Source organism: Bacillus sp. 2B09, from assembly GCF_003946835.1.
Lineage (GTDB): Bacteria > Bacillota > Bacilli > Bacillales > Bacillaceae > Bacillus > Bacillus altitudinis.
Genome location: NZ_RPSG01000001.1, coordinates 63262 through 76048 on the forward strand (window position 1 = coordinate 63262; position 12787 = coordinate 76048).

A 12787-nucleotide genomic window follows, 5' to 3' on the forward strand; every position below is an offset into this window, starting at 1 on the left:
CAGCTCCAACATGGAGACTGCATTTTTTTGTTGTCTTCTAGTTAAAAAGTAAGGGTTTTCATCGCACTCTTTACAGGGATTCACAGGGAGAAATCATTCTTTGTATTCATTCTTCATCACGAAACATCAACATAATTTGAAATTGGGCCTAAACCCCAATATCAGGAAGATGAAAACAGGAGGAAATGACACGATGAGGACGAGGATGAAGTGTAGCGTTTGTTTATTGATCTTCACTTTGGTACTGAGTTGTTTGCCGGTATATGAAGCAAATGCGGCAAGCACTCCTATTGCCAAGCAAGTAGGAAATGCAAACCCGCTCATTGATCATCACTTAGGAGCAGACCCGTTTGCGCTTACCTATAACGGAAGAGTGTACCTTTATATGTCGAGTGATGACTATGAATATCAAAGCAACGGAACGATTAAGGACAATTCATTTGCAAATCTGAATAGAGTATTCGTCATCTCTTCGGCGGATATGGTCAACTGGACCGATCACGGAGCGATTCCAGTAGCGGGGGCAAATGGGGCAAACGGCGGCAGAGGCATTGCCAAATGGGCAGGCGCATCATGGGCCCCATCAGCAGCGGTAAAGAAGATCAACGGAAAGGATAAATTTTTCCTTTATTTCGCTAACAGCGGCGGAGGGATTGGAGTCCTTACAGCAGACAGCCCGATTGGTCCATGGACTGATCCAATTGGAAAAGCGCTCGTTACGCCAAGTACACCTGGCATGTCTGGAGTTGTATGGCTTTTTGATCCGGCCGTATTTGTAGATGATGACGGTACTGGTTATCTATATGCCGGCGGTGGCGTTCCAGGCGGTTCCAATCCAACGCAGGGACAATGGGCAAATCCTAAAACAGCAAGAGTCCTGAAGCTAGGTGCTGATATGACAAGTGTGGCCAGTAGCGCATCCACCATTGATGCTCCTTTTATGTTTGAAGACTCAGGGATGCATAAGTATAACGGAACCTACTACTATTCCTATTGCATCAATTTTGGCGGCTCCCATCCTGCTGATAAACCACCTGGTGAAATCGGCTATATGACGAGCTCAAGTCCGATGGGACCCTTCACGTATAAAGGACACTTTCTAAAAAATCCGGGTGCTTTTTTTGGTGGCGGCGGTAACAACCATCATGCGGTGTTCAATTTTAAAAACGAGTGGTATGTCGTGTATCATACGCAAACCGTTAGTTCTGCATTATACGGAAGCGGCAAAGGCTATCGCTCTCCACATATTAACAAACTGGTGCATAATGCAGATGGCTCCCTTCGAGAAGTAGCAGCCAATTATGAAGGGGTGAAACAGCTATCTAATCTGAATCCATATCAACGTGTTGAAGCTGAAACATTCGCTTGGAATGGACGCATTTTGACAGAAGCCTCGTCAGCACCAGGAGGACCAGTGAATAACCAGCATGTCACCAATATTCAAAATGGCGATTGGGTGGCTTTAGGGAATGTAGACTTTGGTTCAAATGGCGCTAGAACATTTAAAGCCAATGTCGCATCGACAGTAGGCGGGAAAATAGAAGTACGCCTTGGCAGCGCAAACGGTAGACTGGTCGGTACACTGAATGTCCCTTCCACCGGTGGAACACAAAACTGGCGGGAAATAGAAACAGCGATTAACGGCGCATCCGGAGTGCACAACGTATTTTTTGTCTTTACCGGAACAGGCGGGGGAAATCTATTCCAATTTGATTCTTGGCAGTTTACTCAAAGGTAGCGAATAAAGGTGCTTAAATGTTTGATAGAGGAGTGGGAAATTTGATGTCATGTATAAAAAAACCAATGCTTGCTTTATTGGTGTGTTTCACCATGCTATCTGTCATGTTCATAGGCCCCGGAGTAGCTGAAGTATCAGCAGCTGACGCAAACATTAACCTTAATGCAGAAAGACAAGTGATTCGTGGTTTTGGCGGAATGAACCATCCAGCTTGGATTGGTGATTTGACAGCGCCACAAAGGGAGACTGCCTTTGGCAATGGACAAAATCAGTTAGGGTTTTCCATTCTTAGAATTTATGTAGACGAAAACAGAAACAATTGGAGCAGAGAAGTCGCGACGGCCAAACGAGCGATCGAGCATGGTGCTCTAGTCATTGCTTCCCCTTGGAATCCTCCAAGCAGTATGGTTGAAACATTTAACCGGAATGGATCACCTGCCAAGCGGCTTAAATACAATCAATACGCAGCATATGCTCAGCATCTGAATGATTTTGTCACTTACATGAAAAACAACGGAGTCAATCTTTATGCCATTTCTGTACAAAACGAGCCTGATTATGCGCATGAATGGACATGGTGGACACCTCAGGAAATCCTGCGATTCATGAGAGAAAATGCCGGCTCCATTAATGCACGTGTGATTGCACCAGAATCGTTTCAATACCTTAAGAATATCTCAGATCCTATCTTAAACGATCCGCAGGCGCTAAGGAATATGGACATTCTCGGCGCTCATCTATACGGAACCCAAATTAGCCAGCTTCCGTACCCTCTTTTCAAACAAAAAGGGGCAGGGAAAGAGCTATGGATGACAGAGGTCTACTACCCGAATAGTGATAACAATTCAGCGGACCGCTGGCCTGAGGCATTAGGGGTATCAGAGCATATTCACCATTCAATGGTGGAAGGGGACTTTCAGGCGTATGTGTGGTGGTACATCCGGAGATCATACGGTCCTATGAAAGAAGATGGAATGATTAGCAAGCGCGGATACAACATGGCGCATTTCTCCAAGTTTGTGCGTCCAGGGTACGTCAGAATTGATGCAACGAAAAGCCCTGAATCGAATGTTTTCGTCTCAGCCTATAAAGGAAACAATCAGGTCGTCATTGTGGCGATTAATAAAAACAATGCAGGGGTCAATCAACACTTCGTCGTGCAAAATGGCTCTGTTTCTCAGGCGTCTAGATGGGTGACGAGCGGCAGCAGCAACCTTCAACCTGGAACTGACTTAAACATATCAGGAAATCAATTTTGGGCTCATCTCCCTGCTCAAAGTGTGACAACATTTGTGGTCAAACGCTAGAGAAACACGAAAAGCCAATTTTCTCATTAAAAAAGAAAATTGGCTTTTTTCTGTGTAAATAGAAAGTTGATTTTTCACGACGTCAACACTTTGGGTATAATAATAACAATGACTTCAGGAGAGTGATCATCATGCCAAAGGTTCAAAGCAAAGTATTGATTATAGATGACGAAAAAGAAATTTTAGAATTAATCCATACCGTATTAACAAGAGAAGGCATTGACCAGGTGTTAACAGCTTCAACTGCCCGTGATGGGCTCACGCAATTTCATCAAGAACAACCAGATCTCGTCATACTGGATATTATGCTGCCAGACGGAGAAGGCTATGATATTTGTAAACAAATCAGAGATGTCTCACATGTTCCGATTATCTTTTTATCAGCAAAGGGAGAGGAATCAGACAAAATTGTAGGACTTGCCATTGGCGGCGATGATTACATTACAAAACCGTTCAGTCCAAAAGAAGTCGCCTACCGGGTAAAAGCCCAGCTAAGACGGTCATCCTACTTACAGCCTTCTCAAGCGGAGCCCGTGATCAAAAAAGGACCATTTGAGTTAAACGAGCAGCAAGCCGAACTGACGAAAAACGGTGCGGCAATTGAACTCACTCGGAAAGAACTTATGATGATGACTTATTTCATGCAGCATCCGAATCGCGTCATCAGTAAAGAAACGCTTTATCAAACGGTTTGGGGAGAGGATTTCTTCGGTTCTGATAATACGGTAATGGTTCATATACGAAGACTGCGGGAAAAAATAGAACATTCCCCATCTACACCAGAATTTCTCGTGACGGTCAAAGGGCTTGGCTATAAATTTGTTGTAAAGGATGCGTAAAGATGAAATGGCGATTAACAGGCAGATACATGGTCTCTGTTATTATCGTGACCATTATCACGGTCTTTATTAACTTATTTGGATTCATGATATGGCTTGTACTACAAGCAAGCAGTCAGCAAAACGAAGAAAATACGCCGGAAACCTTCACAAGAACATTTGAACAATACATCACCTTGTCTAATCAAAATATCACTGTGAATAAAGAAGGACAGCAAGCCTTAAAACAACAAAATGCGTGGATTCAAATATTAGACGAAAATGGACAAGACGTCTATCATGCACTAGCACCTAACGACTTAAAGAGCAAATACACACCTATAGAAATTGTAAACTTACATAAATATAAAGATAAGCAATTGATGTCGACGATCTATGCTGGAGGGAAAAATGGAAAGGGTAAAGAATACAGCTACTTCATCGGATTTAAGGACCCTTCCATCGGAAAATATTTATTTTCTTTTGATACGAAAGAATTAATATCGCAATTCAATATCGGGACGATGATTTTATTATCGATTGATGCCATCATTGCCTTATTCATTGGATACTTATTTAGCCGGCAACTCATCAAACCGCTCGGCCGTGCCATTTATGGCATCCAGCGGCTCGCAAACGGAGATTATACGACAAAGCTGCCAACGAAGGGGATATATAAAGATGTGTTCTATAATGTCAATCACTTATCCGAGCAGCTCGCTTCAAGCCAAAAAGAAAAAGACAAGTTAGAGCAAATGCGAGAAGAGTGGATCAGTCATATTTCTCATGATATTAAAACACCATTATCCTCTATTCAAGGCTATGCAGAAATCATGAAAGATCCAAATTATCCTCTTTCAAATCAAGACATTAGACATTATGCCAGCATCATAGAGAATAAATCATTGTACATCAAAGATGTGATGGAGGATCTCAATTTAACAACAAGGCTGAAAAATAACGACGTGATGCTGCATAAAGAACTGGTGAACATTGTGCCATTGCTGCGTGAAACGTTAATTGATATCCTCAACGATTCGAGATATGCAGATCAGACCATTGAGCTGCAAACGAATGTAGACAAGCTTATGTTGAATATTGATACGATCCTCATAAGAAGAGCGGTCACCAATCTCATTTTAAATGCCCTTGTTCACAATGATGCTGATGTGAAAATCATTGTACAGCTTGAACAAAAAGAACATACCCACATCACCATTCAAGACAACGGCAAAGGAATTGAAGAGGCAGAGCTAGAAAAAGTATTTGACCGCTACTATAGAGGGACGAATACAGGAGGGACACATGCAGGCTCAGGTCTTGGAATGGCGATTGCAAAAGATATCATCCAAAAACACGGGGGAGATATGACAATACAAAGTATAATAGGAGAAGGAACAACGATTGATATCCAATTACCCGCTTAAACGGACATACAAAAAAACGGTTCTGATCAATCACAGAACCGTTTTTTCTAACTCTTATTCTGAAAACACTTTAATGCCTTTCACAATGTTCCAAATGAAGAAGTAGATCGCCACAAGGAATGTCACAGCATACGTTGCAATTAAGAACGGACCAGCATGACTGATATCGTTCATGCCAAGTAAACCTGAACCGGCAATACCAAGACCGAAAATCAAATAAGGAATAATGTGTGTCCATAGTGATTTTTTCGCATGGTGTTTCACTTCGTCTTTTCCTAAGAAATAAACGATAATCGGAAATAGAAATGGTGCAAAAAAGATACTGAAGTAACATAATGAAGACAAAATTTTATTTTCTCTCAAAGCTTTTCACCTCTATGATTGATTTAGAAGAGGGGACCATTTGACTCATCCCTCAATTCCTTACAAACCCATTGTACAACCTCAACCTTAACTCGTATTAATCCGAACCTTACAGCAACCTTAAATATGTTAAACCATAAAATGATGATCGATATTTCAATTTATTTTTTCAGAAAAAAAGTTGACTTCACCCCCTCTGAATCTACAATCAGTAAAGTCGAACCATTTGAGTATGTTCTACCCGGATGTTCAAGCTAGAGACCTCTTCGCTACAATCATTTGATAACAAAAGTTGACCGAAAAATGTTTCACCTTGACCTTGAAGTATAATTCAACCTTTATAATGTACATATAGTAAAACAAAATAATAAAAAAGGAGTAACGATGGAGTTGATGACTAGAGGAGAACTTGCCAAAAAAACAGGAGTAAGTCCTGCCGCAATTCGTTACTATGAAGAGCACAACATATTACCTGCTCCAAGACGACGTTCAAACGGTTACAGATTCTATACAGACGACTATGTTGTGAAAATTCAATTGATCAAAGATGCGAAAACGCTCGGTTATTCATTAAAGGAAATAGCTGAAATTATGGACATGCTAAGTCAAGACATAGACCTTGATACCCTAAGACAAATTGTCCATCTTAAACATGAAGAAATTGAAAAGAAAATTAAAAGCCTTCGTCTCATTCAAGACCTTTTATCTAACTTATTAAAAACCCCTGAGAAAAAAGTACAAGTCTACCTAGAATCATTTCGTGTTCCGAAGCAGGATGATCAATAAACCTATTGAGTGAAGGAGAGAAAAAAAATGAGTGTAGAAATGTATCATGGTGAACGTTCTAAAGAAAGTATTCAATTTGAAACATTATTCGCTTCGCAAAGTAATAAAGAGAGTTTCTCTAGTATCGAACAGACAAAAAAATTCCTCGAGCAAAAAGGAATTGAAAATACGCAGCCTTATGCCATTGGGGATGATGTGAAGTTAATCAGTGAGGTACAAGAGCAGACATTCGAAGGCATGCAAGTTTTCACATTGAATGAACAAGCATCACAAAATCAAAAAGTCATTCTCTATCTACATGGTGGCGCGTGGACAAATCAGCCTTTGAATGTCCATTGGTGGTTCATGGATAAAATGGCGCAATCACTAGGTGCGAAAGTAGTCGCTCCTATTTATCCAAAAGTACCTCATTATAGCAATCAGGATACGTATCCGAAAATGCTTAACCTATATAAAGACCTTCTGAAAACTGCCGGAAGTGCCAATCAATTGACGATCATGGGAGATTCAGCTGGCGGAAACATCTCACTTGGTCTTGCGCACCTTTTAAAGAAAGAGGATCTGCCGCAGCCGAAGGATATCGTGTTACTATCTGCGTGTGTGGATATGAGTATGAGCAACCCTCTCATATTTGAATATGCAAAAAAAGATCCGATTCTAGGTCATGAAGGAATGGGAGTCATCACAAAATTGTGGGCAGCTGATCAAAGTCTCACAGACCCATTGATTAGTCCGATTTACGGTGACTTTAAAGGGCTCGGGAAGATCACTCATTTCATTGGAACACATGATATGTTATATCCAGATGCCATAAAGCTCGATGAAAAACTATCAGCACAAGGAATGGACATCAAAACCTTTGTTTATCCTGAAATGCTGCATGTGTTTGTTGTCATGCCAATTCCAGAAGCGGCAGATGCTCTGAAGAAAATCATTCAAGTGATCAATCGATAGGGATTCAGTTCACACCTAGAAAGGGTACATGTTCTGATGTAAATAGGCGAAAAGGCTGCTTACTTGAAAGCAGCCTTTTTCAATTGAATATGAAATACATTCAAAATGGCCATTCACTACAGATTAAACGGTCTTTTGGCTGGTTAGTAAAGGAGAGTGAAGTTCAGTTCATCACCTCATGTTTGGTATAATACATACGAGCAGTGAGGTGAAAGGGGAAACGCGATGAAAACGTTTGATCTATCACAAGAAGATATCGAATTAATAGACGAAGCAAAAAAGAAGATGATCAGTCTTTATGAAGATGTGACAAGCATCATGTAGGGGCAGCGATCCGCATGAAAACAGGAGAAATCATATCAGCTGTCCATATAGAAGCCTATATCGGACGGGTAACTGTTTGTGCAGAAGCCATTGCGATTGGCAGCGCTTTATCGAATGGATACAAAGATTTTGATACAATTGTTGCAGTGAGACACCCTTATTCAGATGAAAAAGATAGAAGAATTAGGGTAGTCAGCCCTTGCGGCATCTGCCGAGAGCTCATTTCAGACTTTGGACCAACATGTTTTGTCATCCTTGATATGGATGGGGAGCTGGTCAAGGTGAAAATCGAAGAACTCATTCCGCTCAAATATACTCGAAGCTGATGTACGACATAAAGATAAAGTAGGAAAAGGGATGTAGCAAACGTTACATGTGATCCTTGCTACATCCAAGATGACTGAAAAAGCGTTCAACAAAAGCGGCCCCATGTATGTTCTCCATATATTTCGTGTTAAAAATATACTGTTCCATTTGTTCAAGCTTCCGCAGACTGCGTACTAGTATTTTACGATCATCGTCAGAAAGAGTAGGATCATCATCATCTATCTTCTCACAGGCCTTTTTCACACGTGCAGATACATGTTCAACATATAAATGGTTTTTGGATGCTGGCGGAATACATGCCGCTAGGTCACAGCCTATAAAACGAACACCATCAAGGGTGCAGTTTTCAAAATTGGCGATCAGCTTTTGTTTGCCATTTCCCTCAAACGTTATATCTATTAGCTTACCAGCAAAGGTACAATTGACGATGTTCGCTGCCTGTAAAACACGGTCATTGAATCTACAATTAGAGAAAGTACAATCGATAAACGTAGCATTCTCCAATGTCATTCCCCTCATATCGCAGGAAGAAAATTCGCAATTGGTGAAGACAGCTTCGTTTTTGCCAATGCCCACAGAGCGCAAGTCTGAATGACTAAAAGTACAATGATCAATCGTACTACCGGCAAAAAATCTCGCATTCGTCAGATCACACGTATCAAATACAAGATGATCCAAGTGACAGCTCCAAAAAATAGGAGAATGAATATTTGAGTTGATGATTGTCGTTCTGCTAATTGTTTCGTTTTCATACCTGGCAACATCAGAAAATGTTTCGTTGTCTACTGATATACCAGACTCAAGTCTTCTCATCGCTATCACCCTATCATTTCTTCAGAAATTTTCACAGTCATGATGTCCATTCAGCCAGTTCATTTTCTATCAGCTCTTGTCTTTGACTCAAGATTATATCACAAAACGATATGCGTTTAATGGACCTTTTGTGATATGAGGAATGTCAGAATTAATATCAAAGATTTTCGCATTGATGTCTATTATGCCAAAGCTAGTGATTCGTTTAGAGTGCATATCGTGATATATTTCAGCAGTCTCTTTGTTTTGGATAAATAGATTCCCTGGTAAATCACAAAAACCTAAACACATCTCCATTGTTATAATGGTGGATTTTGTTTAGGTTTTTTAGCGATTGAATTGCTTTCGAAGCACTAGGCATGAGACCGCAAATACTGCGAAAGCGCCCGCTGATCCAGCAGCAAACACCAGCTCAGTTTGCTCTGGTTTGACTTTGAATAACAAAGGGATAGAAAGAATAAGTGCGGCACCACTAAAGCCTAATCCTAATATCAACATGGCAAACAATTTATTCATAGAAACACCTCTTACACTTAGAGTGAGAACACTGGAGACCTACTGATCTAAGTATCATTGTTATGATTCGACAACCTTTAACCTTCCTAGATGGAGTGTATCATATGAGGGTGGGCGATGGGTTTCTTTTCATGAAAACAAAATCGTACAACAAACGATTTTGAACGAACACTGTTCTTTACGAACGATGTTCGTTATAATATAAATGAAATGGAATTTAAAACGATTTCCACAAAGGGATGAGGAGATGCAGAAGATGACGTCATTATCTAAGAATCAAAAGCAAATCGCTATCATCGGAGGAGGACCTGGGGGACTAACACTTGCCTTAATTTTGCAAAATTACGGTATACAAACAACCATTTATGAACGAGAGATGCATGACAAGAGCCTTGAACGAGGCGGCTCACTGGATATTCACGAAGAAACAGGTCAAAATGCCTTAAAAGAAGCAGGAGTTTATGAGAAATTTCAAAAGAACGCCCGCTATGAAGGGGAAGATTTCCGATTACTTGATAAATCAGGAAGAATTTATTTAGATGAAGAAACGGAATCAGATCAAACAGGTACTCGCCCGGAAATTGATCGTGGTGTGTTATGTGAACTACTGTTAAAACAAATTGATGCTGAAACCATCAAATATGGGTATAAACTAGAAAGATGCGTTTCATTAGAAAGTGGTATGACAGAGCTTCATTTTGAAAACGGAGTTGTCGAAACAGTTGACCTTTTGATTGGGGCTGATGGTGCTTTTTCTCGTGTGCGTCCTCTGTTAACAGATATTGAGATTGAATACTCTGGGCTCACGATGCTAGAACTGAATGTCTTAAGCGTAGAGGAGAACCACCCTGATTTAGCTGAATTTAATAAACGAGGTAAGATGTTTGCTTTGGCAGACCACAAAGGACTGATTGGGCAGTTAAACGGAGATGGCCGAATCAAAGTGTATGCAAGCCTTATGGTAGAACGCAACTGGATCGAGACTTGTGGTATACCGTTTCATCAAGTGAAAGAAGCAAAAGAACAATTATTAGCGTTATTTAGTGATTGGGATGATCAGCTGAAAAATTATATTCGTTATGCAGAAGATACCATCATTCCAAGACGGATTTATACGCTTCCTGTCGGTTTCAAATGGAATCGTCATAAAGGAGTAACGCTTATCGGTGATGCAGCTCATGTCATGTCACCATTCGCAGGCGAGGGTGTGAACATGGCGATGTTTGATGCAAGGGAGCTAGCACTTGCTATTGTCCGACATCCTCATCATTTTGAAAAGGCGATTGAAGAATACGAAGACATGATGTACGAATATTCATCGAAAAAAGCTAATGAATCGGAGAATAGTTTAAAACTGTGTTTTTCAAAAGACGCTGCGGTCAAGCTTGCAGATATGATGAATTCTTTTCAAAAGGATGATGATTGATGCTCAATTTACTATTTTACTTTGACATGTTATAAAGAGAGTATGAACAATTCAAATCGTCGTATGATCAGTCGCCGGGCTCGGCCGGCTAAAGAACCCTTAAGCCGTGAGCTTATTGTGAAAACGGCCTATGAGCTTCTTAAGGAGCATGGGATAGAGGGCATGAGTATGCGTAAGGTGGCTAAAGCACTCGATACGGGACCTGCATCCTTGTATGTCTACGTGAACAATGTTCAAGAACTCAGTGCTTACGTATTGGATTATGGTCTCGGACAAATGGTCTATCCAGATTCAAAGGATAGCACATGGAAAGAACAGTTATTCGACCTATTGCATACTTATTTCCTCCTGCTATTCGAAAAACCTGGTCTCGCTGAAATTTCTCTTTCCACCATTCCACAAGGAACGAACTTTCTTCAGTTGACCGAACATCTTCTCGCTGCATTGCATGAAGGCGGGATCAAATCTACATCCGCAGCATGGGGAGTAGACCTATTGCTGTTATACGTATCTTCTGTAGCATACGAAAAGGTCTCTTGGAAGAAACAAGGCTCTTCACAGATTTCAGACACAAAAAAAGCATTTCTTCAAGCAGACAAAACGCAGTTTCCTTTCATTCATCGTGTAAAAGAAGAAATGTTTGCAGGTGATACCGTATCAATGGAACGGTTCCGATGGGGAATTGACGTCATTTTGTATGGCATCCAGCAGGAAGACAATTAGAAAGGAGCACAAGCAAAAAGCAGTCAATGGCTGCTTTTTTTATATGGTGATTTTCATATTTGTGATCTTGTGAGCATTACAATATATAAATAAATCTATATATTGTTTTTATATATAAAAAATTATATAATCTAGTGGAATAAAAAAATGAGGTGCTTAGGCATGGAACATATTAAAAAATTATTAGAGAGTTATATTCCTTTAGCAAAATCAACTGCAAAAATGTTTGGACCAAATTGTGAAGTGGTGATTCATGATTTAACGAATCCTCAAGCATCTGTCATGTTTACAGTAAATAACCATGTGACAGGAAGAGAAATCGGCCAATCATTTGATCATCTAGTCAAGACTGTATTACAATCAGAAGATTTTAAAGAAGATTATCTGGCTGGTTATACATTTATAACAGAAGATAAGCGTACGATTCGTTCTTCGACTTCATTAATACGTGATTCAAAGCAAAAAGTGATCGGTGCTTTCTGTATCAATTTTGATGTTGAAGCACTGAATCAAATGCAGCAATTTATGGATACTTTTCTTTCTACACAAGTGGAAGCTCAAGAGAAAGAAACAACATCAAATGATGATCTTGAAAATGTGGAAGAAATAGTAGATCAATTGATTCAACAAATCATTCAAAACAGTGTTCATCCAGTTATGAAACGTCATGAAAAAATTGAACTAATCAAATTCATGGATGAAAAGGGCATTTTTTTAATGAAAGGATCTGTTGAGAAGGTCGCATCTATGTTAGGCATTTCCAAAGTAACCGTCTATAGCTATTTGGATGAAATCAAAAATAAATCGAGGTAAGGAGTGTCAAAATGGAAAGCGTACTCGAGGTAGGAAATCTAAAATCAAACGGACACTATGCATTCGCAACCATTCATCAAAACACGGTCTATGTGTCGGGACAATTTGCCATCAATCCTGAAACGACAGAAAAAGAGTTCGGCCCCATTGAAAAAGAGACATTACAAGCGCTTAAGAATGTAGAGATGATTGTAGAGGCTGCTGGAAGTAAAAAAGAAAAGATTTTGCGCATGACATTATACATTTCAGATATTGAATTATGGGACAAAGTAGATGCGGTTTATACCGAATTTTTCGGTGAACATAAACCAGCACGTACGATTGTACCAACGAATGAATTACATTTTGGTTTCAAAATTGAAATGGATGCCATTGCATATGTTTAGAATATTTTTTTGACCACCCTATATAAAAAATTATATTTTGTATAAAAAAATATTCAAAGGGGCAGA

At 40.0% G+C, this 12787-nt stretch carries 14 protein-coding genes and 1 pseudogene; 11 read left to right on the forward strand and 4 right to left on the reverse strand.

Features of this window, described 5'->3' with window-relative positions; genetic code table 11:
- Positions 1-193 precede the first annotated feature (193 nt).
- The 4 genes from EBQ12_RS00300 (at position 194) to EBQ12_RS00315 (ending at position 5290) form a co-directional block, all read left to right on the forward strand.
- On the forward strand, positions 194-1738 hold the full coding sequence (locus EBQ12_RS00300) for a glycoside hydrolase family 43 protein (RefSeq protein WP_125588769.1): 1545 nt from the start codon (positions 194-196) through the stop codon (positions 1736-1738).
- A gap of 41 nt (positions 1739-1779) precedes the next feature.
- Positions 1780-3045, forward strand: coding sequence for a glucuronoarabinoxylan endo-1,4-beta-xylanase XynC (gene xynC, locus EBQ12_RS00305; RefSeq protein ID WP_025207427.1), 1266 nt, complete (start codon positions 1780-1782; stop codon positions 3043-3045).
- Between the two features lie 131 nt (positions 3046-3176).
- Complete coding sequence (locus EBQ12_RS00310) at positions 3177-3884, forward strand: response regulator transcription factor (RefSeq protein ID WP_057079473.1); 708 nt, start codon at positions 3177-3179, stop codon at positions 3882-3884.
- Positions 3885-3886: 2 nt separating this feature from the next.
- Positions 3887-5290 carry a sensor histidine kinase gene (locus EBQ12_RS00315; RefSeq protein ID WP_057079474.1) on the forward strand — a complete coding sequence of 468 codons (1404 nt, stop codon included), beginning with the start codon at positions 3887-3889 and terminating at the stop codon, positions 5288-5290.
- Between the two features lie 54 nt (positions 5291-5344).
- On the opposite strand, the gene EBQ12_RS00320 is transcribed toward EBQ12_RS00315, so the two are convergent.
- Positions 5345-5653: a magnetosome magnetite crystal formation protein family gene (locus tag EBQ12_RS00320; protein WP_056703204.1), complete on the reverse strand. Its 309-nt coding sequence runs from the start codon at positions 5651-5653 to the stop codon at positions 5345-5347.
- A 384-nt stretch (positions 5654-6037) separates the two neighbouring features.
- Between EBQ12_RS00320 and EBQ12_RS00325 the strand changes: the two genes are divergently transcribed.
- The 3 genes and pseudogenes from EBQ12_RS00325 to EBQ12_RS00335 all read left to right on the forward strand — a co-directional run bounded on the left by EBQ12_RS00325 (position 6038) and on the right by EBQ12_RS00335 (position 8043).
- Positions 6038-6439, forward strand: coding sequence for a MerR family transcriptional regulator (locus tag EBQ12_RS00325; protein ID WP_017367349.1), 402 nt, complete (start codon positions 6038-6040; stop codon positions 6437-6439).
- Positions 6440-6466: 27 nt separating this feature from the next.
- Entirely contained in the window at positions 6467-7393 is a 927-nt protein-coding gene (locus EBQ12_RS00330; protein WP_048001471.1) for an alpha/beta hydrolase fold domain-containing protein, read from the forward strand.
- Positions 7394-7618: 225 nt separating this feature from the next.
- A pseudogene (locus EBQ12_RS00335) lies at positions 7619-8043 on the forward strand (cytidine deaminase).
- A 43-nt stretch (positions 8044-8086) separates the two neighbouring features.
- Here the strand turns inward: EBQ12_RS00335 and EBQ12_RS00340 are convergent.
- The 3 genes from EBQ12_RS00340 to EBQ12_RS00350 form a co-directional block, all read right to left on the reverse strand.
- Positions 8087-8857 carry a pentapeptide repeat-containing protein gene (locus EBQ12_RS00340; RefSeq protein ID WP_125588771.1) on the reverse strand — a complete coding sequence of 257 codons (771 nt, stop codon included), beginning with the start codon at positions 8855-8857 and terminating at the stop codon, positions 8087-8089.
- Positions 8858-8950: 93 nt separating this feature from the next.
- Positions 8951-9154 (reverse strand): YdhR family protein, encoded by a 204-nt coding sequence (locus EBQ12_RS19585; RefSeq protein ID WP_080589149.1) that lies wholly within the window; start codon positions 9152-9154, stop codon positions 8951-8953.
- Positions 9155-9184: 30 nt separating this feature from the next.
- A complete protein-coding gene (locus tag EBQ12_RS00350; protein ID WP_017367345.1) occupies positions 9185-9373 on the reverse strand; it encodes a hypothetical protein in 189 nt (62 codons plus the stop codon).
- 256 nt (positions 9374-9629) lie between these two features.
- Between EBQ12_RS00350 and EBQ12_RS00355 the strand changes: the two genes are divergently transcribed.
- From EBQ12_RS00355 to EBQ12_RS00370, 4 genes are all read left to right on the forward strand, one after another.
- Entirely contained in the window at positions 9630-10799 is a 1170-nt protein-coding gene (locus EBQ12_RS00355; protein WP_017367344.1) for an FAD-dependent oxidoreductase, read from the forward strand.
- Between the two features lie 42 nt (positions 10800-10841).
- Positions 10842-11522 carry a TetR/AcrR family transcriptional regulator gene (locus tag EBQ12_RS00360; RefSeq protein WP_430384042.1) on the forward strand — a complete coding sequence of 227 codons (681 nt, stop codon included), beginning with the start codon at positions 10842-10844 and terminating at the stop codon, positions 11520-11522.
- Positions 11523-11684: 162 nt separating this feature from the next.
- Positions 11685-12335, forward strand: a complete 651-nt coding sequence (locus EBQ12_RS00365; RefSeq protein ID WP_008343772.1) for a helix-turn-helix transcriptional regulator — start codon at positions 11685-11687, stop codon at positions 12333-12335.
- Between the two features lie 11 nt (positions 12336-12346).
- Positions 12347-12721 carry a RidA family protein gene (locus tag EBQ12_RS00370; RefSeq protein ID WP_035700977.1) on the forward strand — a complete coding sequence of 125 codons (375 nt, stop codon included), beginning with the start codon at positions 12347-12349 and terminating at the stop codon, positions 12719-12721.
- Positions 12722-12787 lie beyond the last annotated feature (66 nt).